Genomic DNA, 22921 nt, shown 5'->3' with positions numbered 1-22921 from the left:
ATCACGGCGGCGCGTGAGGCCGGTTTGGTGACGAAGTCGAATCTGATTCTGGGTATGGGTGAGACGCCGGATGAGGTGGCTCCGGCGATGCGGGACTTGGTGGATGCCGGGTGCGAGATTTTGACGATCACGCAGTATTTGCGGCCGTCGGCGCGGCATCACCCGGTGGATCGGTGGGTGAAGCCGGAGGAGTTCGTGGAGCATTCGAAGGCTGCGGAGGCGATGGGCTTTGCGGGTGTGATGGCCGGGCCGTTGGTGCGGTCGTCGTACCGCGCGGGACGGCTCTACGCCCAGACCAAGGGCTACCGCGGGGAGGAGCTGCCGGAGAACCTGCGGCACCTCGCCGACCAGGGCCCGGCCGCGCAAGAAGCCAGCTCACTGCTGGCGCGATAGGAAGGGGCGGATCAATGGCGATCAGCGTCTTCGACCTGTTTTCCATCGGCATCGGCCCGTCGAGCTCCCACACCGTCGGGCCGATGCGGGCGGCACGGACCTTTGTGGACGGACTCGGCGCGGACCTGGACAAGACCGCGCGCGTGCAGGCCGAGCTGTTCGGCTCGCTCGGCGCGACCGGTTTCGGCCACGGCAGCGACAAAGCCGTCCTGCTCGGGCTGTCGGGCGAGCGTCCCGAGGAGATCGACACCGAAACCGTGCCGGGCAAGATCGCGGCCATCCGCGAATCCGGCAGGCTGCGGGTCGGCGGCACGCACGAGATCGCGTTCGACGAGGACACCGACCTCACCATGCACCGCCGCAAGTCCCTGCCCGCCCACCCGAACGGCATGGTCTTCCGCGCGTTCGGCGAGTCGGGTGCGCTGCTGCGCGAACGCACGTACTACTCGGTCGGCGGCGGCTTCGTCCGCGACGAGTCGTACGAGACGGACGCGGTGTTCGTCGAGGACTCGACACCGGTGCCGTACCCGTTCCGCACCGGCGCGGACCTCCTGGCGCACTGCGCGTCGACGGGACTGCCGATCAGCGAGATCATGCTGGCGAACGAACTCGCTTGGCGCAGCCGCGAGGAGGTCCGCGACGAGCTGCTGCGGATCTGGGCGGTGATGGCCGAGTGCGTCCGCAACGGCTGCCTCCACGACGGCGTCCTGCCGGGCGGCCTGAAGGTGCCGCGGCGGGCTCGCGCGCTGCACGAGAAGCTCCTGGCCGAGGACGGCGTGGGCGACCCGCTGTACGCGATGGACTGGGTCAGCCTGTACGCGCTGGCGGTCAACGAAGAGAACGCCGCGGGCGGACGGGTGGTCACCGCGCCGACCAACGGCGCCGCCGGGATCATCCCCGCGGTGCTGCACTACTACCAGCGGTTCATCCGGCACTCCTCGGACGACGGCATCGTGACGTTCCTGCTCACCGCGGGCGCGATCGGCTCGATCCTCAAGCAGACGGGCTCGATCTCCGGCGCCGAAGTCGGCTGCCAGGGCGAGGTCGGTTCGGCGTCGGCGATGGCGGCCGCGGGCCTCACCGAGGTGCTCGGCGGGTCGCCGGCGCAGGTGGAGAACGCGGCGGAGATCGGCGTCGAGCACCACCTCGGGCTCACTTGCGATCCGGTCGGCGGCCTGGTCCAGATCCCGTGCATCGAGCGCAACGCGGTCGGCGCGTCGAAGGCCATCCACGCGGCCCGCATGGCGATGCGCGGCGACGGCAGTCACGTGGTGACGCTGGACAAGGCGATCAAGACGATGCGCGAGACGGGCGCGGACATGAGCGTGAAGTACAAGGAAACCGCCCGCGGCGGTTTGGCGGTGAACGTCATCGAGTGCTGACGGCGCGGGCCGTGCCCGTCACTGCGGCTCTTCCTCCGGTTCGACCGCCAGCCGCAGGCCGACTTCCACCAGGGTCCAGCCGAGCCGCTGGCGCCGGGTTCCCGTGCGGCTGCGCGGCGTCGCCCGGCCTGGTGGGCGGTCGCGCACGCCGTGGCGGAGCTCGTTCTCCCGCTCGTGCACCAGATCTTCGGCCATCAAGAAGTGCACCGGATCGCCCCCTGCGTCGATGTTCGGTGTCGTGGCCTTCATCGTCGCTCACCGTGCCCGTCCGGTTCCACCGGTTTTCCGCCCGGCGAACACCTGCGTCACCGAGAGCGACCGGGCCCGGCCGGTCCGGAGCGCGGCCTAGACTCGCGGGATGGAGTCGACCTCGGTGGTGAATGCCGGCGAAGCGCTGTTCCGGCCGGTCCGCGCCGGCAACGCCTTCGAGGAGACCGTCGAGCGGCTGCTGCAGGCGATCCGGCTGGGCGTGGTCGGCGCGGGGGAGCGGCTCCCGTCCGAGCGCGAGCTCGCCGAGCGGCTCGGCGTCAGCCGCGTCACGCTGCGCGAAGCCATCCGCGCGCTTTCCGACGCCGGTTACGTCGAGTCACGCCGGGGCCGCTACGGCGGCACGTTCGTGAACGAAAGCCTGCCCGCCCCGGCCGAGCGGTCACCCAGTGGCAAGGTCGATGCCGTTTCGCTCGAAGACGCGCTGAGCCTGCGCTACGTCCTCGAGACCGGTGCCGCCGAGATGGCCGCCGCGCGGTCGCTGAGCCCGGCCGACCGGCAGCACCTCACCGGCACGCTCGCCGAGGCCGCGAGTGCCGACCTCGACGACTACCGCCGCAAGGACTCCCGGCTGCACCTGGCCATCGCCGAGGTGACGGCGTCCGGCTCGCTGACCACGGCGATGGCCGACGCCCGCACCCGCGTCAACCAGCTGCTCGACCGGATCCCGCTGCTCCCGCCCAACCTCGAGCATTCGAACGCCCAGCACGAGGCGATCGTGGACGCGATCCTGGCCGGCGACGCGCCCGCCGCCCGGCAGGCGATGGCGGAGCACATCGAGGGCACGGCTTCGCTGCTGCGCGCGTTCCTCTCCTGACGCCGTCTTGACGGGATTCGAACAACTTCGTTAGTTCTCCACCGAACCTTGTCCCCCGTTCGGCCGTCATCCATTCGTGACCTTGCCGACGGAGGAAGAAGAGCAAGCCCCCGCAACGCCGGACACCCCTCGCCGCCGGAGGTGGCGCCGCGTCCGGCGGATCGCGGCCTGGACGCTCGGCGTGCTGATCGGCGGTCCGCTGATCGTCTTCTGGGTCGCCTACCTCGTGCTCGACGTGCGCAGTCCCCAAGAAGTACTGGCCGGGCTCGACAAGACCGTCGTCCTGCAGTACGCGGACGGGTCGGAGCTGCTCAAGGTGATCCCGGCCGACGGCGACCGGACGTTCGTGCCGTACTCCCAGGTGCCCGCGAAGCTGCGGGACGCCATCATCGCCACCGAGGACCCGACCTTCTGGGACAACCAGGGCTTCGACCCGACCGGCATCGGCCGCGCGTTCCTCACCGGCGTCGGCGGCGGATCCGGGATCACCCAGCAGTACATCAAGAAGTCCACCGGCGACGAGGGCGCCACGATCGCGCGCAAGTTCGCCGAGCTCGTGCTGGCCACGAAGATCACCCAGGAGCAGGGCAAGGAGCAGATCTTCGAGAGCTACGTCAACATCATCTCCTTCGGCCGCGGCACGTTCGGGCCCGCGGCGGCGATGAACGCCTACTTCGGCAAGAAGCTCGACGACTCGATCACCTGGAGCGAAGCCGCCTTCCTCGCCGGGATGATCCAGTCGCCGTCGGTGCACGACCCCGCCGCCTCCGGCGACACCCACGCCGCGCGGCGCTGGCAGTACGTGCGCGACAAGCTCGTGAGCCGCGGGTACGCGCACAGTGACGAGAAGATGGCCTACCCCGGTGACGCGATCCAGCCGCCGTCGGAGACCCGCGCGGGCCGCGTCACCTACGACGAATTCCACGTCAAACAGCAGGTCCTGGCCGAGCTGGAACAGGACGGTTTCCCGCTCGGCCGGCTGCAGCAGGGGAACCTGACGGTCGAGACGACGCTGGACCGCAGCAAGCAGGACGCCGCGAAGAAAGCCCTGCGGGACAGGCTGACCGGCGAGCCGCCGGAGTTCCGCGGCGCCGTCGTCGCGCTCGACCCGGCGACCGGTGCCGTCCGCGCCTACCACGGCGGTGGACAGGGCGTCCGCGACTACGCGGGCACCCCGCACGCGCTCGGCTCGGCGTTCCACCCGTTCACGTTCACCGCGGCGCTGCTCCACGGCTTCGGCCCGGACCAGCCGATCCCGGCGTTTTCGAAGCTCGAATTCCTCGGCGAGAAGTTCCAGTACCCGGACCTCTGCGGCAAGAAGTGCACCCCGCGCAGGGCGGTGGAGACGCACGCCAACGGCCCCTTCGTCGCGCTGGCGAAGAAACTCGGCCCGGGCGCGCTGAGCGAGGCCGCGCGGCAGGCCGGTATCCCGGACGCCGTCGACGGCGTCCCGACCCTGCGCGAAAAGGACGGCTTCCTCATCGGGCCGGGCATCGCCATCGGCCGGTACCCGTTGCGGCCCCTGGACGTGGCCGGCGCCTACGCGACCTTCGCCGCCGAAGGCCGGCGCGCCACCCCGCACCTGGTGGCGAAGGTCCGCGACGAAAGCGGCGCGGTCGTCTGGGAGCACCAGGACACCTCGAGCCCGGCGTTCGGCGACGACAACACCAGCCGCCGCGTCGCCGCGGAGGTCACCTCGGCCCTGCGCACCGCTGACGGCACGGCGGCGCTGCGCACCGGCGAGGCGGAGCACGGCAACAGCCCGGACAACCAGGACGCCTGGGCCGTCGGCTACACCCCGCAGCTGGCGACGGCGGTCTGGATCGGCTCCGACGACGAGCGGCGGCTCAAGGACGCGAGCGGCCGGAAACTGACCGGCGACGTCGTCCCGGCCGACATCTGGCGCGCGTTCACGACGGCCGCCCGGCCGCGCTGACTCACCGCACCAGGGCCAGCACGAACCCGTCGTACCCCTTGCCGCCGACGGTCTGGACCGCGGTCGCGTCGATCCGGTCTTCGACGGCCAGCAGGTCGAACATCTCGCGCGCGCCGCGGACGTTCGGGTCGTCGCTGCCCGGGTCGGCCACCCGGCCCTGCCGGACGACGTTGTCGACGACGATCGTGGTGCCCGGCCGGGACAGCTCCAGCGAGGCACGCACGTAGTTCGCGAGGTTGACCTTGTCGGCGTCGATGAACACGAAGTCGAACGGCCCGGACAGCGTGGCCAGCGTGTCGAGCGCGGCGCCGACCCGGATGTCGGCGACGTCCTCGCCGAACCCCGCCCGCGCCAGGTTCGCCCTCGCGACTTCGGCGTGCTTGGGGTCGTATTCGCAGGTCACCAGCTTGCCGCCGGCCGGCAGCGCGCGGGCCAGCCAGATGGTGCTGTACCCGCCGAGCGTGCCGATCTCCAGGATCGTCCGCGCTCCCGCCATCCGGGCCAGCAGGTGGAGCAGCTTGCCCTGGTTGGGCGCGACGGCGATGTGCGGCAGCCCGGCGGCGGCCGAGTCGGCCGATGCGGCGTCGAGCACCGGGTCGGGCTTGAGCAACGCGCCGGCGAGGTAGTCGTCGACTTCGGTCCAGATCTGGTCGGTCATGGCACCTCCACCGTCAATCTAGCCCGAGTGGGATCATGCTCGTCGACGGGCGTTTCGGCGGGAAGGTGACCATGGACGACTACCGCGTCGTCGCGGACGCCCTCGCCGCCGACATCGAGGCCGGGCGGCTCCGCCCCGGCGACCGGCTCCCGCCCCAGCGCCGCTTCGCGCGGGAGCGCGGCATCGCCGGCTCCACCGCGGCCCGCGTCTACGGCGAGCTCGTCCGGCGCGGCCTGGCCGTCGGCGAGGTCGGCCGCGGCACGTTCGTCCGCGCGGCGAAGCCACCGCCCGAACCCGCCCTCGCCGAGCCCGGTGCCGCGCGCGTCGACCTCGAGCTCAACTTCGCCGTCCTGCCGGGGGAGTCCGCGCGGCTGGCCCGCGCGCTGGAACCGTTGCTGCGCGACGACGTCTTCACCGCGGCCCTGCACCCGATCGGCGCCGCGGGCACGCCGCCGGCCCGGGAGGCGGCCGCCGGGATGCTCGCCCGCGGCGACTGGCGGCCCGACCCGGCGACGGTGCTGTTCACCGGCAACGGCAGGCAGGCCCTCGCGGCGGCGATCGCCGCGTTCGTGCCGGTGGGGGAGCGGCTGGCGGTGGAGTCGCTGACGTACCCGGTGGTGAAGGCCCTCGCCTCGCGCCTCGGCGTGGAGCTCGTGCCGATCGAAACCGACGGGTCCGGGCTGATCCCGGAGGCGCTGGAAGCGGCCGGGCCGGTGCGCGCGCTCTACGTCCAGCCGACCCTGCACAACCCCCTCGGCACGACGATGCCCCCGCAGCGCCGCACCGCGCTCGCCGAGGTCGCCGCCCGGCTGGACCTGCCGGTGATCGAGGACGGCGTCTACACGTTCCTGCGGGACGACGTCCGCCCCTTCGCCGAGTACGCGCCGGAGCGCACGGTGTTCGTCGACAGCCTGTCCAAGCGGGTGGCGCCGGGACTGACGGCGGGCTTCCTCGTGTCGCCCCCGTCCTGGACCGCGCGGCTGGCGTCGTCGGTCCGTTCGGGCGCCTGGGCCGCGTCGCGCTTCGCCGTCGAGGCGGCAACGCAGTGGATCGTGACGGGCACCCTGGCCGAGATCGAGGCCGCGAAACGCCGTGATGCCGCCGCGCGGGCGTCCGTTCTGGCGGAGAAGCTGCCGGGCCTGCGCGGCGATCCGGCGTCCTACCACCGCTGGTGGGAGCTGCCGGAGCCGTGGCGGGCGGAGACGTTCGTCGCGGCGGCGGCGCGTCGCGGGATCGCGCTGTCCCCGGCGGCGGCGTTCGCGGTGCTGCCGGGGCACGCGCCGAACGCGGTGCGGATCGCGGTGTCGGCCCCGCCGGTGGAAACGCTCTCCGCGGCGCTCGACGTCCTGGCGGGGCTGGCGAGCGGCACCCCGGACGACCTGGCGGCCGACTAGGAGCCGTACCAGCGCGTGCCAGCAGGTGCCAGCGCCGTGTGCGTCGCGCGTCAGTGGCCCGCCCCAGTCTTCGGGTGTCGCAACGAAACCCCGAGGAGCACGGATGCACACCCCAGTCACGATCATCGGCGCCGGTCTCGGCGGCCTCACCCTCGCCCGGGTCCTGCACGTCCACGGGATCCCGGTGACGATCCACGAGGCCGAGCCGTCACCGATGGCCCGGATGCAGGGCGGGATGCTCGACATCCACGACTACAACGGACAGCTCGCCGTCGAGGCGGCCGGGCTGATGGCCGAGTTCCGCGGCCTGGTCCTGGAGGGCAGGCAGGCGATGCGGATCCTGCACCCCGACGGGACCGTGCTGGCCGACCAGGCCGACGACGGCACCGGCGGCCGTCCCGAGGTGCAGCGCGGCGAACTCCGGCAGCTGCTGCTGGACGCGCTGCCGGACGGCACTGTCCACTGGGGACACAAGGTGACCGGTGCCCGCAGCATCGGCGACGGCCGCCACGAGGTGACCTTCGCCGACGGCAGCACCGTCGTGACCGGCCTGCTGGTCGGTGCGGACGGCGCGTGGTCACGGGTCCGGCCCCTGCTGACGCCGGCGAAACCCGAGTACGCCGGCGAAGCCTTCGTCGAGATCTACCTGTTCGACGCCGACACCCGCCACCCGGTCGCCGCGAAGACGGTCGGGGGCGGCTCGATGATGGCGCCCGCCCCGGGCCAGGGGATCCACGCCCACCGCGAGAGCGGGGACACGCTGCACACCTACGTGTCCCTCACCCGGCCGCCGGCCTGGTTCGCCGCCATCGACTTCACCGACCCGGCCGCGGCCGCCGCGCGGGTCGCGGAAGAGTTCGACGGCTGGGCGCCCGAACTCACCGCGCTGATCACCGACGGCGACACCGCGCCCGTCCTGCGGCCCCACTACGGCCTGCCGATCGGGCACCGGTGGGAGCGGGTCCCGGGCGTGACGCTGATCGGCGACGCGGCCCACCTCACGCCGGCCAACGGCGAAGGCGCCAACCTGGCCATGCTCGACGGCGCCGAACTCGGCCTGGCCCTCGCCGCGAACCCCGGCGACGTCGAAGCCGCTTTCGCCGAGTACGAGGAGGCCATGTTCCCCCGCAGCGCCAAGGTCGCCGCCGAAGGCGCCGCGTTCGGCGATCTCCTCGACGGCGTCGCGAAGGAGGACGCCGCGCAGGTGCTGCTCGACGCGTTCGCGCAGTTCACCGGCGCCGTGCGCGAGCACTGAGCTCAGGGCGCGTACTTGCCCACGAAGCTGCCGCAGGTCACGACGCGGCCCGTGAGCCGGGCCTGGATCGCCTTCTCCAGCCCGAGGTAGGTGAACACCGGCGTTTCGGCGGGCACCTCCGCCGGCACCGGGCCGCCCGTGGCCAGCAGCCCGCTCGGCACCGTCTGGAAGAGCACGAGGTAGCCGCCCTCGCGGTTGAGCGCGTCGGTCGTCGCGAGCATCCGTTCGGGCGCGTCGCCGACGATCTCCAGCGGCAGCGGCCACTCCAGCGGGAACGGGTTGCGCAGGCCGAACGCGGGGTAGGCGAACGCGTTGTCCGGCAGGACCGCCGTCCGCGCGGCCGGGAAGCGGTCCAGGCAGTCGCGGATCTGCCGGACGTAGCGGAACGTCGACGGGTTCGTGCGGATGCCGGACATCGCCGGGCTGACGTCGCCGAGGTCCTCGGTCAGCCGGTCGTGCCCGAGGTCCAGGTACGCGGCCTGGTCGTGCCGCGCGACGACGACCCAGCCGCAGACCACCACCGCGGTCAGCCCGGCCGTCGCGGTGACCCAGCGCCGGGCCAGCCGCGGCCGGGGCGGGACCAGGTGGATCAGCAGCAGCAACGCCGTCAGGGCCAGGGTGCCGGTCAGCAGGGTCGGGGTGTCGTTGCCCCAGGACAGGCTGGTCATGAACCCGGTGGCGAGCACGAGCAGCCCGGCCCACGGCACCTTCCGCCGCACGGCCGCGTTCACCGGCACGCTGACCGCGACGATCCACCACAGGACGTCCGCCCAGCGCGAGGAGCCGGTGAACCGGCCGTCGACGACGGTCCAGACCACCGCGGTGGCGCCGGCGAGCACCAGCACCCAGGACGCCGCCCGGCCGGCCGCGCCGAGCCGGTCACCGGGCAGCCGGACGGCCAGCAGCACCACGGCGATCGCGGCGAAGAAGCCCAGCTCCCGCACCGGTGCCCTGGTCAGCACCTCCGGGTCGTCCAGCCACAGCCCGAGCAGCCGTTCGCCGTACGCGGGCACGCCGCCGGTGAGCTGCTCGACCATCTCGGCGAACCCGCCGCTCAGGCCGACCCACGCCACGTACGCCAGCCCGGGCGCACCGAGCGCGAGGAAGTCGAGGACCAGCTGCCGCCACCAGCGGGCCGTGCGCAGCGCGCCGGCCCGCGTCGCCGGGTGCAGCAGCAGCCACAGCACGCCGATCACCGCGGCCAGCGCGAAGCTCTGCTTGACGAACACCGCGCAGCCGAGCAGCACCAGCCCGCCGCGACGGGCGAGCGCGCGGCCGCTGGTCAGGCCGGCGTCCAGGGCCCACGCGCCGCACGCGGTGAGCGCGATGCCGTCCACGGTGTGCCAGGCCATCAGGGGGAAGGCGTTGAGGTTGATCAGCGACGCGGCCGCGACCATCGCGGTCATCCCCGGGCCCCACTCGAGCACCCGGCGCCCGGTCACCAGCGCCGCGAACGCGATCGTCGCCACGACGATCTCGATCATGGACAGGAAGCTGGAGCCGAAGAACAGCGGCATCGGCAACGCGAAGTCGGCGACGTGCAGGACCGCGGACCCGAGCGGGCGGGCGGAGATGATGTCGGCGTGCGGGACTTCGCCGTGCAGGACGCGCCACGCCTGGGCGAGGATGAAGCCCTGGTCGGAGGGGTGGAAGCCGAAGCGGCCGACGCGGAGTTCGGTGGCCAGCGCGAGCAGCAGCACCCAGCCGGCGTGGATGCTCCAGCGCAGCACCGGCCGGGTCTTCGGCCGCGGCGCGGGGGCCGTGGCGACGTGCGCAGGACTCGCCACGTCCACGCTCGCCCGCCTTCCGCTCCCGATCACGCCCGGGAAGCGATGGTAGCGGCCGGGCCGGTCCCCGGTCTGCCCAGCACCGCCGGCCCGGCTGGAAGTCCGTGAATGCCACCTTGACGGACGCTATGTCCGTCAAGGTGGCATTCACGGACCTGCGGCCCCGGCGCGAGGGCCGCGGGCAGCGTCACCCGAGGGTGCGCCTCGCCGTGCCGATCGCGGCCGTCTGATCGCTCACGGCACAGCGTTGCCCAGTGTTGATTTCCGGCATTCGAACTCCCCAGTAGAAGCCCGTACGGATGTACGGGACTCGCGCGAGGGTAGAAGTACCGTCGCGTGCGTGCCAGCGTTTCGGCGGAATTCGCGGAAATCAGGCACGACGGCGCCAGATAAGGCGGGTCACCGCCGCCGCGACCGACGCCGGCGCGGACCGGCGGGGAAGGCCGCGCGCTTCGGGCGCGGATTCCGGCATCGCCCGGTAGGCCAGGTGCGCGGCGAAGCGGGCGATCCGCGGCGCGGCGAGCGTCGCCAGCTCGGCGGCGCGGCCTTCGGGGAGGCTGAGGATCTCCGGCCGCTCCTCGCACGCCTTCACCACCAGCGCCGCCGCGCGTTCCGGGCTGCTGGCCGGGATCCCGCGGTAGCCGGTCGGCGCGATCATCGGCGTCCGGACCAGCGGCATCCGCACCGACGTGAAGGTGACGCCGTCCGAGAGCGTCTCGCGCCCGGCCGTCAGCCCGAACTCCTCCAGCGCCGCCTTCGAGGCCAGGTAGGCGGAGAAGCGCGGGGTGTCGGTCTGCAGGCCCTGGGTGGTGACGTTGACGACGTGGCCGAACCGGCGCGCGGCCATCGACGGCAGGAAGCCGAGGATCAGCCGCACGGGTCCGAAGTAGTTGATCGCCATCGTGCGCTCGTAGTCGTGGAACCGCTGCGTGGACAGCGAAACCGAGCGCCGGATCGACCGGCCGGCGTTGTTCACCAGCACGTCCACCGCGCCGTGGTCGCCGAGCACGTCCTTGACCAGCGCGTCGACGGCGTCGCCGTCGGTGAGGTCGCACGGGTACGCCGCGGCGGCGCCACCGGCCGCGGTGATCTCGTCCCGGACCTCTTCGAGCTCTGGAGCGCGGCGGGCCACGAGGATCACCTTCGCGCCCTTGGCGGCCACGGCGAGCGCCGACGCCCGGCCGATCCCGGACGACGCGCCGGTGATCAGCACCGTGCGCCCGGCCAGGCCAGGTCCGCGACGGGCCCGGTCGGGGTCGAGGCGGACCTGCCAGTACCGGTAGAGCGGCGCCGCGTAGTCGCGCAGCTCGGGCAGTTCGATGCCGCTGCCGAACAACGCCGTCGTGGTGCGCGCGGTGTCGAAGACGACGTCCATGGTCAAGTGCGGCAGCACCGCGAGGGGGACGCCCAGCTCCTCGAGGGCGGCCGCGCGGGCGGCCCGGCCGCCGGGCACGCGATCGATCCCGGCTGCCGCCGCGTGCGCCAGGCGGCTGCCCGCGCGCCGCAGCGCGTCCGACGGCCCGGCGGGCAGCACGGCCCGGATCACCGGCCCGCCCGCGGCGCGCGCGAAGGCATTGTAGACGGAGCCGAGCGACTGCGGGCGTGCGGCGGCGAGGTGGTAGGTCGTCCCGGACGGCGCGTCCTGGTGCATCAGGTGGTCCATCGCCTCGACGACGTAGTCGACCGGCACCAGGTTGGTCGCGCCGAGGTCGGGTGCGGCCAGCGGGAGGCGCCGGGGCAGGACCGCCAGCCGCGAGATGGCCGGGAGGAAGTAGTACGGCCCGTCGACCTTGTCCATCTCGCCGGTGCGCGAGTCGCCGACGACGGCCGAGGGCCGGTAGACGCGGAAGGGCAGCGCCTGTTCGCGGACGAGCTTCTCGGCCTGGAACTTCGTCGCGTGGTACGGCGAGCCGAAGCGCTGGCCGAGGTCGAAGTCGGTCTCGGTGAACCGCCCGGCGTGGTCGCCGGCGACAGCGATCGAGGACACGTGGTGCACCAGCCCGGCCCGCGCCGCGGCGGCGAAAGCCAGCAGGTGGCGAGTGCCGTCCACGTTGGCGCGCCGGTTGGCTTCTTCGTCGGCGGTGAGGTCGTAGATCGCGCCGAGGTGGACGACGTGGTCGAGGGGGTCCAGGTCGGCGGGATCGACGCCGAGCCGGGGTTCGGCGAGGTCGCCGACCACGGGGTGCAGTCTCTCCGCGTTCGGCCACTCCCGCGCCAGGGCGGCCAGGCGCTCGCGGGAGGTCTCCCGCACCAGCGCGTACACCGCGGACGTCTCCGGCCGCCGGAGCAGCCGCGCGACCAGGCGTTTTCCGATGAAGCCCGTCGCGCCTGTCACGAAGTAGGTCGTCATGGCCGGTCCCTTCTCGTGGGCCCGACTGTAACCTACTGGAAAGTAGGAACGGTAGTTGTCAGCTTTCTGCTTCGTCGGCCGTCGCCACGACCGCGTCGCGCAGGGCGGCCCGCAGCCGTCCGACGTCGAGCGGCCCGAGCACCGCCGCTTCGCCGGGTGGCGCGACCAGCACCACCTTGTCGTTGCTGACGAACACCGTCACGTCCCTGCGCCTGCCGGCCAGATCCCGGCAGCCGATCGACCACTCGCCCCGACTCATGGCCGCCGCCTCCGTTTTCCCTCGTCGTCGTGCTCCCTGCGAGGGTGGGAGCGGGGTCCGGCGGCGCTATGACGCCGGTTCACCCGATCTGCCTACTCGCGGGTTTTCTCTTGCTTTTAGGGGTTTTCCGGCGTAACTCGCGGGTCGTCGCGCGGCCGGTTCGGGAGTAGCGTCCGGTTCACGACCCGTCGTGGAGGTAGGGATGTCGGAACCGCGCAAGATCGTCATCGTCGGTGCGGGCCTCGGTGGGGCGTCCGCGGCCGCCGCGGTGCGAGAACGGGGTTACCCCGGCGAAATCCTGCTGCTGGGCTCCGATCCGCACAGCCCGTACGAGCTGCCGCCGCTGTCGAAGGGCGTGCTGCTCGGCACCACCGACGAACCCGATTGGGTGCACGAAGAGAAGTTCTACGCCGAGAAGGACATCCGGTTCAGCGCCGGTGTCACGGCGACCCGGATCGAGCTGGGCGCGCGGCTGGTGCTGGACGAGACGGGCGGCGAGCACCCCTACGACCGGCTGGTGCTGGCGACGGGTTCCCGGCCGCGCCGGCTGCCGGTGCCCGGCGGCGACCTGCCGGGGCTGTACACGCTGCGCACCCTCGACGACGCGCTCGAGCTGCGTTCGGCGTTCGCCGCGGCGGAGCGCGTGGTGATCGTCGGCGCCGGCTGGATCGGGTCGGAAGCGGCCGCGGCGGCCCGGACGCACAACGCGGAGGTGACGGTCGTCGACCCGGTGCGGGTGCCCCTGGCGAACGTGGTCGGCGAGACGGTCGGCGGGGTGTTCCGGGACCTGCACGCGGAAAAGGGTGTCCACTGGCGCCTGGGCGAGCAGGTCGCGGAGATCACGGGCGGCCCGGACGGCGTCCGCGGCGTCCGCTTGAGCGGCGGGGAAGAACTGACGGCGGACGTGGTCCTGATCGCGGTCGGCGCGGCCCCGAGGGTGGAGCTGGCCCACGCGGCGGGCCTGGAGCTCTCCGACGACGGCGGGGTGGCCGTGGACGCGGCCCTGCGCACGTCGGCCCCGGACGTGTACGCGGTCGGCGACATCGCGGCGCACTTCCACCCGCGCTACGGCCGCCGCATCCGCGTGGAGCACTGGGCCAACGCGAAGGACCAGGGCACGCACGTGGCGCAGAACCTGCTGGGGGGCAACGAGCCCTTCCTGGCCTCGCCGTACTTCTTCACGGACCAGTACGACCTGGGGTGCGAGTACCGCGGTCTGGCGGACCCGGCTGCGGACGAGCTGGTGATCCGGGGAGACCTGGCGTCGCGCGAGTTCACGGCCTTCTGGCTGCGCGAGGGCGAAGTGGCGGCGGCGATGAACGTGAACATGTGGGACGACGGGGACGCGCTGGCCGCGCTGGTCGACGGCCACGCGAAGGTGACGGCGGAGCAGCTCAGGACGGCCGATCCGACGTCGCCGGCTTGACGCCCAGGCGGTCCCGGAGCAGGGTGTCCAGCCGCCGCCAGGCGGGGGAAGACGCGTTGACCGCGCCCTGCACCAGCGCCGGGATCGCGGAATCCGCGTCGTAGGCCGGCAAGTCCTCGCCGTAGCGGGCGCGGGTCGCCGAGACGATCTTCTCGGCCAGCGCGTCGACGCGGGGATCGTGCGGGTCGAGGTCGTGCACCCGGTCGTACTCCAGGATCACCGGGAGCAGCGCCGGGTCGGCCACCATCGCGGCCTGGTCGCGGAACGTCGTGCGGGCGGTCTCCGGGTGGGTGGCGAACACCAGCAGCCACAGGTCGTGCTGCAGCGCCACCCAGCGATCGCTGAACCCCAGGCCGGGCAGCTGTCCGAGGTAGGTCACCACCGGTCCCGGCAGCGCCGCGAGCGACCCGCCGGCCAGCTGCCGGAGCCGCTCCCGGGCGTTCTGCAGGCCGCGGATCCGGGCCGCGAGGTCGGCGTCGATCTGCCGCAGCGCCTCCGGGGACCCGCCGCCGGAACGGAGCTCGCGGATGCGGGCCAGCGGGACGCCGGCCTCGGCGAGCGTCCGGACCTTGATCAGCTCGACCGCGTCGGCCGCGCTGTACCGACGGTAGCCGGAGGCGTCGCGGCCGGGCTCGGGGAGCAGGCCCTTGGCGTGGTAGACGCGGATCGTCTTGGTCGTCACCCCGACGTACCCGGCGAGCTGTCCGATGGTGAGCACCCGGCGATCCTCGCACTTGACCTTGCCCCAGGGGCAAGGGTGCATCCTGGCCGCATGACCGACCGTGAAACCCTGCGCGCACTGGCCGACGCGGGCAACGAGACCGCGCTCGACCGGCTGGCCGACCTCGCCGACGCCCGCGGGGACGTCGAGGAGCTGAGCGAACTGCTGGACGAAGGCTGTGAACGCGCCGGCGAGCTGCTCACCCGCCGGGCGGTCGCCGCGAAGGACCTGCTGGAGCTTCAGCGCATCGCGGACGCCGGCCACGAGGCCGCCGGTGACGAGCTGGAACGCCTGCTCAGGGCGTGACTTCGCGCGTCAACGCCAGGAAGGCCGCCAACGCCAAGACCGCGAACCCCGCCATGGTCACGGCCATCGGCACCGCCGTCCCCGGTCCGCCCAGCCCGACCAACGGTGTCGCCGCCGCCCCCACCAGGAACTGCAGCACGCCCAGCAACGCCGAGGCCGCGCCCGCCGATCGGGCCTGCGAAGCCAGGGCCAGGGAACTCGCGTTCGGCATCACCAAGCCGATGCTCGACACCAGCAGGAACAACGACACCAGCAGCACCTCCAGCGGAGCCCGGAGCACGACCGAAACCAGCACCGCGACCCCGCCGGCCACGCCGAGCAGCAGCCCGGAACGCAGCAGGACGCGCTCGGGCACCCGGCCCACCAGCCGGCCGTTGAGCTGGCCCGCCAGGACGATCCCGACGCCGTTCGCCCCGAAGACGACGCTGTACGCCTGCGGGCTCAGCCCGTACACCCCCTGCAGCGCGAACGACGACCCCGAGATGTACGCGAACAACGAAGCGAACAGCAGTCCCGACGCCAGCGCGTATCCCGCGAAGGAACGGTCCCTGACCAGCCGCCCGTAGGCCCGCAGCACCGGGCCGAGCCGCGCGGGGGACCGCTGCGAAGAGGGCTCCGGCAGGAAGAACACCACCACGACCAGCAGCACCGCGCCGAACCCCGTCAGCACGACGAACACCCCGCGCCAGGACGTCCAGTTCAGCAGCTGCCCGCCGATGAGCGGCGCCAGGATCGGGGCCAGCCCGCTGACCAGCATCAACGTCGAGAAGAACTTCGTCATCGCGGTGCCGGAGAACAGGTCCCGCACCGTGGCGCGCGCGATCACGATCCCCGCCGCCGCGCCGAGGGACTGCACGAACCGCGCCGCGACCAGCAGCCAGGCGTCCGGGCTCACCGCGCACAGCACCGAGCCCACGACGTACAGCGCCAGCCCGGCCAGCAAGGGGCGACGGCGTCCCAGGGCGTCCGACAGCGGCCCGAGCACCAGCTGGCCTACGGCGAGCCCGACGATGAACGCGCTGAGCGTCAGCTGGACGGTCGTGTCCGCCGCGCGCAGGTCGTCCGCCATCCGCGGCAGCGCGGGCAGGTACATGTCGATCGACAACGGCCCGAACGCCGTCAGGCCGCCCAGGACGAGGACGAACTTCAGCTGCGCGCGCCGGCTCGGCGCGGTACGTTCCGCTGCGACGGTCATGTGCCTCCTCGAAGTCCCTCCTCCGGACCAGCGGGCCCGTGTCCGGGGCTATTCCGGCTGTGACCGGTGACACGCCGTGCTTGGCTCAGCGGTGAACCGATACTGATCCGACCAATTTCCCACCGATTCGGCGACAGCTCTGGATCCGCGGTCTTCACTGCGCTATACATCGGATGTCTGGTCGGTGTGGGTGAAGGGAATATCCGTGCAGCTGGTACGTCTCGGGGAGCCGGGAAGTGAGCGTCCGTTCGTGCGTGCCGACGACGGCACGACCTACGAGCTGGGCGGGCTGACCGCCGACATCGATGGCCGCTTCCTCGCCGCGGACGGGATCGCGCGCGCGGCCGCCGCGCTCGCCGCCGGTGAGCTGCCGCGCGTTTCGGAAAACATCGTGGACAGCCTGCGCCTCGGCGCGCCCGTCGCCCAGCCCGGCAAGGTCGTCTGCATCGGCATGAACTACCGCCGCCACGCCGAGGAGACCGGCGCGACCCCGCCGGCCGAGCCCGTGGTCTTCATGAAGGCGCCGGACGTCGTCGTCGGGCCCGGCGACGACGTCCTCATTCCGCGCGGCTCGGTCAGCACCGACTGGGAGGTCGAGCTCGGCGTCGTCATCGGCAAGACCGCCCGCTACCTCGGCAGCGTCGACGAAGCCCTGGAGCACGTCGCCGGTTACGTCGTGTCGAACGACGTTTCCGAGCGTGACCTGCAGTTCCGGACCGGCCAGTGGGACAAGGGCAAGTCCTGCGAGAACTTCAACCCGCTCGGCCCCGCGCTGATCCCGGCGAGCGAGGTGCCCGACCCACAGGACCTCGGTCTGCGGCTGTGGGTCAACGGCGAGAAGAAGCAGGACTCGTCCACCAAGGACATGATCTTCACGGTGGCCGAAATCGTGCACCACCTGAGCCAGGTGATGGTGCTGCGGCCCGGCGATCTGATCAACACCGGCACCCCGGAAGGCGTCGCGCTCGGGCAGCCCGACCCGAAGCCCTACCTGCGCGACGGCGACGTCATCGAGCTGGAGATCGACGGCCTCGGCCGCCAGCGCCAGACCGCGAGGCAGGCCTGACCATGGCGAAGATCATCGGCATGGAGGTCCTCGACGTCCGGTTCCCCACCTCCCGGGAGCTGGACGGCTCGGACGCGATGAACCCCGACCCCGACTACTCCGCCGCCTACGTCGTGCTGCACGCCGACGGCGGCCCGGACGGCTACGGCCTCGCGTTCACCATCGGCCGCGGCAACGACGTCCAGGCCGCCGCGATCCGCGCGCTCGCGCTGCACGTCGTCGGCCGCGAGGTCCCGGAGGACGCGGCCGCGCTCGGCGACCTGAGCCGCACGCTCGTGGGCGACTCCCAGTTCCGCTGGCTGGGCCCGGAAAAGGGCGTCGCGCACATGGCCGTCGGGGCGGTGGTCAACGCCGCGTGGGACCTCGCCGCCCGCCGTGCGGGCCTGCCGGTCTGGAAGTTCGCCGCGCGCATGACGCCGGAAGAGCTGGTGAGCCTGGTCGACTTCCGGTACCTGTCCGACGCGCTCACCGAGGCCGAAGCCCTCGACATCCTGCGGGCCGCCGAGCCCGGCCGCGCCGAACGCACCGCGCAGCTCGAGGCGAACGGCTACCGCGCCTACAGCACCTCACCCGGCTGGCTGGGGTACGCGGACGCGAAGCTCGTGCGGCTGGCCGAGCAGGCCGTCGCCGACGGCTTCGAGATGATCAAGCTGAAGGTCGGCGGCAACCTCGAAGACGACGTCCGGCGGATGAAGCTGGCCCGCGAGACCGTCGGCGACGGCATCCGGATCGCCGTCGACGCCAACCAGCGCTGGGACGTCCAGGCCGCGGTCGACTGGATGACCGAGCTCGCCCCGTACGACCCGTACTGGATCGAGGAACCGACCTCGCCGGACGACGTCCTGGGCCACGCGGCCATCGCGAAAGCGCTGGCCCCGATCCGCGTCGCCACCGGGGAGCACGTCCAGAACCGCGTGGTCTTCAAGCAGCTCCTGCAGGCGAACGCGATTTCGGTGCTGCAGCTGGACGCCGCCCGGGTCGGCGGGTTCAACGAGAACCTGGCGATCCTGCTGCTGGCCACCAAGTTCGGCGTGCCGGTGTGCCCGCACGCCGGCGGGGTCGGGCTCTGCGAGCTCGTCCGGCACCTGTCGATGTTCGACTTCGTGGCGGTGTCCGGCACCGACGCGGATCGCTCCATCGAGTGGGTGGACCACCTGCACGAGCACTTCACCGACCCGGCCGTCGTCGAACGCGGCCGGTACCTCGCCCCGACCGCCCCCGGGTTCTCCGCGCGCATGCACGACGCCACGCTGCGGCGGTTCCGGTTCCCGGACGGTCCCGAGTGGACGGAGACCGCAAGTGAGTGAATTCGAGGGCCTGGTGGCCGCCGTCACCGGAGGCGCCTCGGGCATCGGCCTGGCGGCGGCGACAGTGCTGGCCGAGCGCGGCGCGCAGGTGGCGGTGCTGGACCTCAAGCCGGAGGGGACGCCGTTCGCAGGGTTCCGCTGCGACGTCGGCTCGGACGACGAAGTGCGGTCGGCCGTGGACGCCGTCGTGGACCGCTTCGGGCGCCTCGACATCCTCGTCAACAACGCCGGGATCGGCGCGCAAGGCGACGTCACGGCCAACGGCGACGACGAGTGGCACCGCGTGTTCGACGTCAACGTCGTCGGCATGGTCCGGCTCGCCCGGGCCGCGCTGCCGCACCTGAAGGAGTCGCCGTCCGCGGCGATCGTCAACACCTGCTCCATCGCGGCCTGGGCCGGCTTGCCCAACCGCGCGCTCTACTCGGCCAGCAAGGGCGCGGTGCTCTCGCTGACCCTCGCCATGGCGACCGACCACCTGCCCGACCGGATCCGCGTCAACTGCGTGTGCCCCGGCACGGCGGACACCCCCTGGGTGGGCCGGCTGCTCGACGCCGCCGACGACCCGGAGGCCGAACGGGCGGCGCTCGCCGCGCGTCAGCCGATGGGCCGGCTGGTCACCGCGGACGAAGTCGCGAACGCGATCGCCTACCTGGCGAGCCCGCGGTCCGCGTCGACCACCGGCACCGCGCTCGCGGTCGACGGCGGCATGTACGGCCTGCGTCCTCGCGGCCCCGTTCACCACGACTAGAAGACTTGATTTCCGCTGTCATCAAGGAGGATGCGGTGCGCACTGTGCCATTCGGAAACAGGGTGATCCAGGTGGCCGCCACGGCCACCGTCTGCGGCCTGGTACTGGCCGCCTGTGGGTCCACAAAGGACAATGTCGCGGCGCCGACGGGCGGCGGCAACCCGGGCGGCAAGGTCGGGGCGACGCTGCCGCTGCTGACCTCACCGTTCTGGCAGGCCTACAACAACTACGTGCCGAAGATGGCCAAGGAAGAGGGCGTCGACGTCCTCCCGACGGTCAACGCCGACAGCGACCCCGCGAAGCTGATCACCGACATCGGCACCTTCCTCAACCAGGGCGTCAAGGGCCTGGTCGTGACGCCGCTGGACTCGGCGGCCATCGTCGCCGGGCTCAAGCAGGCGGAGAACAAGGGCGTGCCGGTGGTCGCGGTCGACGTCGCCCCCGAAAGCGGCAAGGTCGCGATGGTGGTGCGGGCCGACAACAAGGCCTACGGCACCAAGGCCTGCGACGCGATCGGCGAGAAGGTCAAGACCGGCAAGGTCGTGCAGATCATGGGCGACCTCTCTTCCGTCAACGGCCGCGACCGCTCGGAAGCCTTCCGCGGCTGCATGAAGCAGAAGTACCCCGGCATCCAGGTGCTGGAGATCCCGGCCGAGTGGAAGGCCGACAAGGCGTCCTCCGGGCTGGACAGCATGCTGACCGCGAACCCGGACATCAAGGGCGTCTACATGCAGGCCGGCGGCGTCTACCTGGCCCCGACCGAGCAGGCCCTCAAGCGCAAGAACCTGTACTTCCCGGTGGGGGACCCGAAGCACATCGTGCTCGTGTCCAACGACGGCATCCCGCAGGAGCTGGCCGCGATCCGCGCCGGCGAGCTGGACGCCACCGTGTCCCAGCCGGCCGACGCCTACGCGAAGTACGGCCTGTACTGGCTGAAGAAGGCCATGGCGGGCGAGACGTTCAAGGCCGGCCCGACCGACCACGGCAGCACCATCGTGGAGATCAGCCCCGGCATCCTCGAGGACCAGCTGCCCGCGCCCGTCATCACCAAGGACAACGTGGACGACAAGGCCCTCTGGGGGAACAACCTGTGACCGCGCTGCCCGCCGGCGAATCCGCCGTCCCGGTGGTCAGCGCTGTCGGCGTGGGAAAGCGTTACGGCCCGACCGTGGCGCTGGACGACGTCAGCCTCACCGTGCACCCCGGCGAATCGCACGCGCTCGTCGGGCGCAACGGGGCCGGCAAGTCGACGCTCGTCTCCATCCTCACCGGCCTGTCCGCGACGGACACCGGGCACGTCGAGTTCGCCGGCGAGCCGGCCCCGCCCCTGTCCAAACAGGACGACTGGAAGGCGCGCGTCGCCTGCGTGTACCAGCACGCGATGGTCGTCCCGCAGCTCACGGTCGCCGAGAACCTGTTCCTCAACCGGCAGGCGGGCGGCGGGTTTTCGATCGGCTGGAAGTCGCTGCGGCGCAAGGCCCGCGAGCTGCTCGACTCGTGGGACGTGCACGTCGACGTCGACACCCCGGCCGGTGACCTGTCGGTCGAGGACCGCCAGTTCGTCGAGATCGCCCGCGCGCTGTCCTACGGCGCCCGGTTCATCGTCCTCGACGAGCCGACCGCCCAGCTGGACAGCCAGGCCATCGAGCGCCTCTTCGAGCGGATGCGCCAGATGCAGGCGGGCGGGGTGACGTTCCTGTTCATCTCGCACCACCTGCACGAGGTGTACGAGGTCTGCCAGGCCGTCACGGTCCTGCGCGACGCGAAGCACGTGCTCACCGCGCCGGTCGCCGACGTCGGCAAGGCCGAGCTGGTCGACGCGATGACCGGCGAGCCGGGCGGCCTGTCGGTCCGTGACGCCGCGACGCGCGAGGCCCTCGGCGAGGACGCACCGGAGATCCTCGCGGTCGAGGGACTGTCCGGCGACGGCTTCTCCGGCGTCTCGTTCCGGCTCCGCCGTGGCGAGGTCGTCGGGCTCGCCGGGAGCAACGCCAGCGGCAAGCACCAGGTCGCCGAGACGGTCTACGGCCTGCGGACGCCGTCCGCGGGCACGATCCGCGTCGACGGCTCGCCGCTGCGGCCGGGTGACATCCCGGCCGCGCTGAAGGCGGGGATCGGCTGCGTGCCGCGCGACCGGCACCACGAAGGCCTGGTGCTGGCGCACTCGATCGCCGACAACGCCACGCTGTCCATTCTGGACAAGCTGGGGCGCGGCGGGATCGCGGCACCGCGGACCCGGTTCGCGAGAGCGGCGCAGGCCCTCTCCGACTACGACATCGTGGCCGCGAGCGCCGAGCAGCCGGTGTCGGACCTGTCCGGCGGCAACCAGCAGAAGGTCGTGCTGGCGCGGGCGCTGATCCGTGATCCGCGGGTCGTGGTGCTGATCAACCCGACCGCGGGCGTGGACGTGAAGTCGAAGGAGGCGCTGCTCGCGGTCGTCGACCGGGTGCGCGCCGAAGGCAAGGCGGTGCTGATCGTCAGCGACGAGCTCGACGACCTGCGCCTGAGCGACCGGGTCCTGGTGCTGCGCGCCGGGGCCGTGGTCGCCGAGCACCAGGCCGGGTGGTCCGACGGCGACCTCGTGGCCGACATCGAAGGAGTCGAGCTTTCGTGACCGACGTGATGACCTCTCCGCAGACGGAGCTGCCCGCACCACCGCGGCGCCGCAAGGCCGTCTGGCTGCGTGAACTGGCCCTGCTGCCCGCGCTGGTCGTGGTGTTCCTCATCGGCGGCCTGGTCGACGACACCTTCGTCGGCTGGAGCAACATCGTCAGCATCCTCACCGCGTCGGCGGCGCTGTCGCTGGTCGTGCTCGGCGAGTCGCTGGTGCTGATCACCGGGAAGTTCGACCTGTCGCTGGAATCCACCATGGGCCTCGCACCCGCCCTCGGGGCGATGGTCGTGCTCCCGGCGGCGTCGGCAGGCTTCGGCGTCGAGCTGCCCGCCGCGATCGGGCTGCTGGTGATCCCGCTGTGCGGCGCGCTCGTCGGGTTCGTCAACGGCTTCCTGATCGTGAAGCTGAAGCTGAACGCCTTCATCGTCACCCTCGCCATGCTCACCGTGCTCCGCGGCGTGCAGGTCGGCTCGACCAAGGGCAAGACGCTGTTCAACCTGCCCGACTCGTTCACCGACCTGGCGACGACGACGTTCCTCGGGCTGCCGATGTCGGTGTGGCTGGCGGCTCTGCTGTTCGCCGTCGCCGGCTGGGTGCTGCGCTACCACCGCGTCGGCCGCGCGCTGTACGCGATCGGCGGCAACCGCGAAGCCGCGCGGGCGGCCGGGGTGCGCGTCGACCGGATCGCGTGGGCGGTGTTCGTCGTCGCCGGGATCCTCGCCGCGATCGGCGGGCTCGCGTACACGGGCTATGTGGGGGCCTTGGGCGCGAACCAGGGTTCCGGCATGATCCTGCAGGTGTTCGCGGCGGCGGTGATCGGCGGGGTCTCGCTCGACGGCGGCAAGGGCACCCTGGTCGGCGCCCTCACCGGCGTCCTGCTGCTGGCGTCGGTGTCCAGCCTGCTCAACTACGCGCACGTCACGGCGGAGTGGCAGGGGGCGATCTACGGCGCCATCATCCTGGTCGCGCTGATCATCGCCCGGTACGCGGGCGGAAAGCCGCAAACCTGACCCTCACCCCGTGAAGATCCGACGTTCACG

At 72.3% G+C, this 22921-nt stretch carries 20 protein-coding genes and 1 pseudogene; 14 read left to right on the top strand and 7 right to left on the bottom strand.

Annotation, left to right across the window (positions count from 1 at the left end; genetic code table 11):
• Both AB0M80_RS27420 and AB0M80_RS27415 read left to right on the top strand, forming a co-directional pair.
• Nucleotides 1-393, top strand: a pseudogene (locus AB0M80_RS27420) (lipoyl synthase); the annotation flags it as partial.
• A 14-nt stretch (nt 394-407) separates the two neighbouring features.
• Complete coding sequence (locus tag AB0M80_RS27415) at nt 408-1775, top strand: L-serine ammonia-lyase (protein ID WP_364570589.1); 1368 nt, start codon at nt 408-410, stop codon at nt 1773-1775.
• Between the two features lie 18 nt (nt 1776-1793).
• Here AB0M80_RS27415 and AB0M80_RS27410 read toward each other — a convergent pair whose 3' ends face one another.
• Entirely contained in the window at nt 1794-2024 is a 231-nt protein-coding gene (locus AB0M80_RS27410) for a hypothetical protein (protein ID WP_364570586.1), read from the bottom strand.
• A gap of 109 nt (nt 2025-2133) precedes the next feature.
• On the opposite strand from AB0M80_RS27410, the gene AB0M80_RS27405 reads away from it, so the two are divergent.
• Together AB0M80_RS27405 and AB0M80_RS27400 are read left to right on the top strand one after the other, a co-directional pair.
• Nucleotides 2134-2859 (top strand): GntR family transcriptional regulator, encoded by a 726-nt coding sequence (locus AB0M80_RS27405; RefSeq protein ID WP_364570583.1) that lies wholly within the window; start codon nt 2134-2136, stop codon nt 2857-2859.
• A gap of 76 nt (nt 2860-2935) precedes the next feature.
• Entirely contained in the window at nt 2936-4795 is a 1860-nt protein-coding gene (locus AB0M80_RS27400; RefSeq protein WP_364570580.1) for a transglycosylase domain-containing protein, read from the top strand.
• Between the two features lies 1 nt (nt 4796).
• On the opposite strand, the gene AB0M80_RS27395 is transcribed toward AB0M80_RS27400, so the two are convergent.
• The gene (locus AB0M80_RS27395) at nt 4797-5453 is read right to left on the bottom strand and encodes an O-methyltransferase (RefSeq protein ID WP_364570577.1); all 657 of its coding nucleotides are present in this window, start codon (nt 5451-5453) and stop codon (nt 4797-4799) included.
• 71 nt (nt 5454-5524) lie between these two features.
• Here AB0M80_RS27395 and AB0M80_RS27390 point away from each other — a divergent pair, with 71 nt between their 5' ends.
• Both AB0M80_RS27390 and AB0M80_RS27385 read left to right on the top strand, forming a co-directional pair.
• Nucleotides 5525-6847 (top strand): PLP-dependent aminotransferase family protein, encoded by a 1323-nt coding sequence (locus tag AB0M80_RS27390; RefSeq protein ID WP_364570630.1) that lies wholly within the window; start codon nt 5525-5527, stop codon nt 6845-6847.
• 103 nt (nt 6848-6950) lie between these two features.
• Nucleotides 6951-8102 (top strand): NAD(P)/FAD-dependent oxidoreductase, encoded by a 1152-nt coding sequence (locus tag AB0M80_RS27385; RefSeq protein WP_364570574.1) that lies wholly within the window; start codon nt 6951-6953, stop codon nt 8100-8102.
• A gap of 2 nt (nt 8103-8104) precedes the next feature.
• Here AB0M80_RS27385 and AB0M80_RS27380 read toward each other — a convergent pair whose 3' ends face one another.
• The 3 genes from AB0M80_RS27380 to AB0M80_RS27370 form a co-directional block, all read right to left on the bottom strand.
• A complete protein-coding gene (locus tag AB0M80_RS27380; RefSeq protein WP_364570571.1) occupies nt 8105-9895 on the bottom strand; it encodes a hypothetical protein in 1791 nt (596 codons plus the stop codon).
• Nucleotides 9896-10259: 364 nt separating this feature from the next.
• Nucleotides 10260-12239: an SDR family oxidoreductase gene (locus AB0M80_RS27375; protein WP_364570568.1), complete on the bottom strand. Its 1980-nt coding sequence runs from the start codon at nt 12237-12239 to the stop codon at nt 10260-10262.
• A gap of 58 nt (nt 12240-12297) precedes the next feature.
• Nucleotides 12298-12498, bottom strand: a complete 201-nt coding sequence (locus AB0M80_RS27370) for a hypothetical protein (RefSeq protein WP_364570565.1) — start codon at nt 12496-12498, stop codon at nt 12298-12300.
• A 202-nt stretch (nt 12499-12700) separates the two neighbouring features.
• On the opposite strand from AB0M80_RS27370, the gene AB0M80_RS27365 reads away from it, so the two are divergent.
• A complete protein-coding gene (locus AB0M80_RS27365) occupies nt 12701-13924 on the top strand; it encodes an FAD-dependent oxidoreductase (protein WP_364570562.1) in 1224 nt (407 codons plus the stop codon).
• On the opposite strand, the gene AB0M80_RS27360 is transcribed toward AB0M80_RS27365, so the two are convergent.
• Nucleotides 13893-14642, bottom strand: coding sequence for a MerR family transcriptional regulator (locus AB0M80_RS27360; RefSeq protein WP_364570559.1), 750 nt, complete (start codon nt 14640-14642; stop codon nt 13893-13895). The genes AB0M80_RS27365 and AB0M80_RS27360 overlap by 32 nt on opposite strands.
• A gap of 54 nt (nt 14643-14696) precedes the next feature.
• Between AB0M80_RS27360 and AB0M80_RS27355 the strand changes: the two genes are divergently transcribed.
• Nucleotides 14697-14951, top strand: a complete 255-nt coding sequence (locus AB0M80_RS27355) for a hypothetical protein (RefSeq protein WP_364570556.1) — start codon at nt 14697-14699, stop codon at nt 14949-14951.
• Here AB0M80_RS27355 and AB0M80_RS27350 read toward each other — a convergent pair.
• Nucleotides 14941-16146, bottom strand: coding sequence for a multidrug effflux MFS transporter (locus AB0M80_RS27350; RefSeq protein WP_364570553.1), 1206 nt, complete (start codon nt 16144-16146; stop codon nt 14941-14943). The genes AB0M80_RS27355 and AB0M80_RS27350 overlap by 11 nt on opposite strands.
• A gap of 205 nt (nt 16147-16351) precedes the next feature.
• On the opposite strand from AB0M80_RS27350, the gene AB0M80_RS27345 reads away from it, so the two are divergent.
• The 6 genes from AB0M80_RS27345 (at nt 16352) to AB0M80_RS27320 (ending at nt 22891) form a co-directional block, all read left to right on the top strand.
• Nucleotides 16352-17212 (top strand): fumarylacetoacetate hydrolase family protein, encoded by an 861-nt coding sequence (locus AB0M80_RS27345; protein ID WP_364570550.1) that lies wholly within the window; start codon nt 16352-16354, stop codon nt 17210-17212.
• A gap of 2 nt (nt 17213-17214) precedes the next feature.
• Nucleotides 17215-18519 (top strand): enolase C-terminal domain-like protein, encoded by a 1305-nt coding sequence (locus AB0M80_RS27340; protein WP_364570548.1) that lies wholly within the window; start codon nt 17215-17217, stop codon nt 18517-18519.
• Nucleotides 18512-19267, top strand: a complete 756-nt coding sequence (locus tag AB0M80_RS27335; protein WP_364570545.1) for an SDR family oxidoreductase — start codon at nt 18512-18514, stop codon at nt 19265-19267. Before AB0M80_RS27340 ends, AB0M80_RS27335 begins: the two co-directional genes overlap by 8 nt.
• 62 nt (nt 19268-19329) lie before the next feature.
• On the top strand, nt 19330-20361 hold the full coding sequence (locus AB0M80_RS27330; RefSeq protein WP_364570627.1) for a sugar ABC transporter substrate-binding protein: 1032 nt from the start codon (nt 19330-19332) through the stop codon (nt 20359-20361).
• Entirely contained in the window at nt 20358-21881 is a 1524-nt protein-coding gene (locus AB0M80_RS27325; protein WP_364570542.1) for a sugar ABC transporter ATP-binding protein, read from the top strand. The genes AB0M80_RS27330 and AB0M80_RS27325 overlap by 4 nt, the downstream gene beginning before the upstream one ends.
• Nucleotides 21878-22891: an ABC transporter permease gene (locus AB0M80_RS27320; RefSeq protein WP_364570539.1), complete on the top strand. Its 1014-nt coding sequence runs from the start codon at nt 21878-21880 to the stop codon at nt 22889-22891. Before AB0M80_RS27325 ends, AB0M80_RS27320 begins: the two co-directional genes overlap by 4 nt.
• The last annotated feature ends 30 nt before the right edge of the window (nt 22892-22921 follow it).

Origin of the sequence: Amycolatopsis sp. NPDC051045, from assembly GCF_040682955.1 — a bacterium.
GTDB lineage: Bacteria > Actinomycetota > Actinomycetes > Mycobacteriales > Pseudonocardiaceae > Amycolatopsis.
The sequence above is the reverse complement of the archived record's forward strand: the minus strand, read 5'-3'. Positions and strand labels throughout refer to the sequence as shown.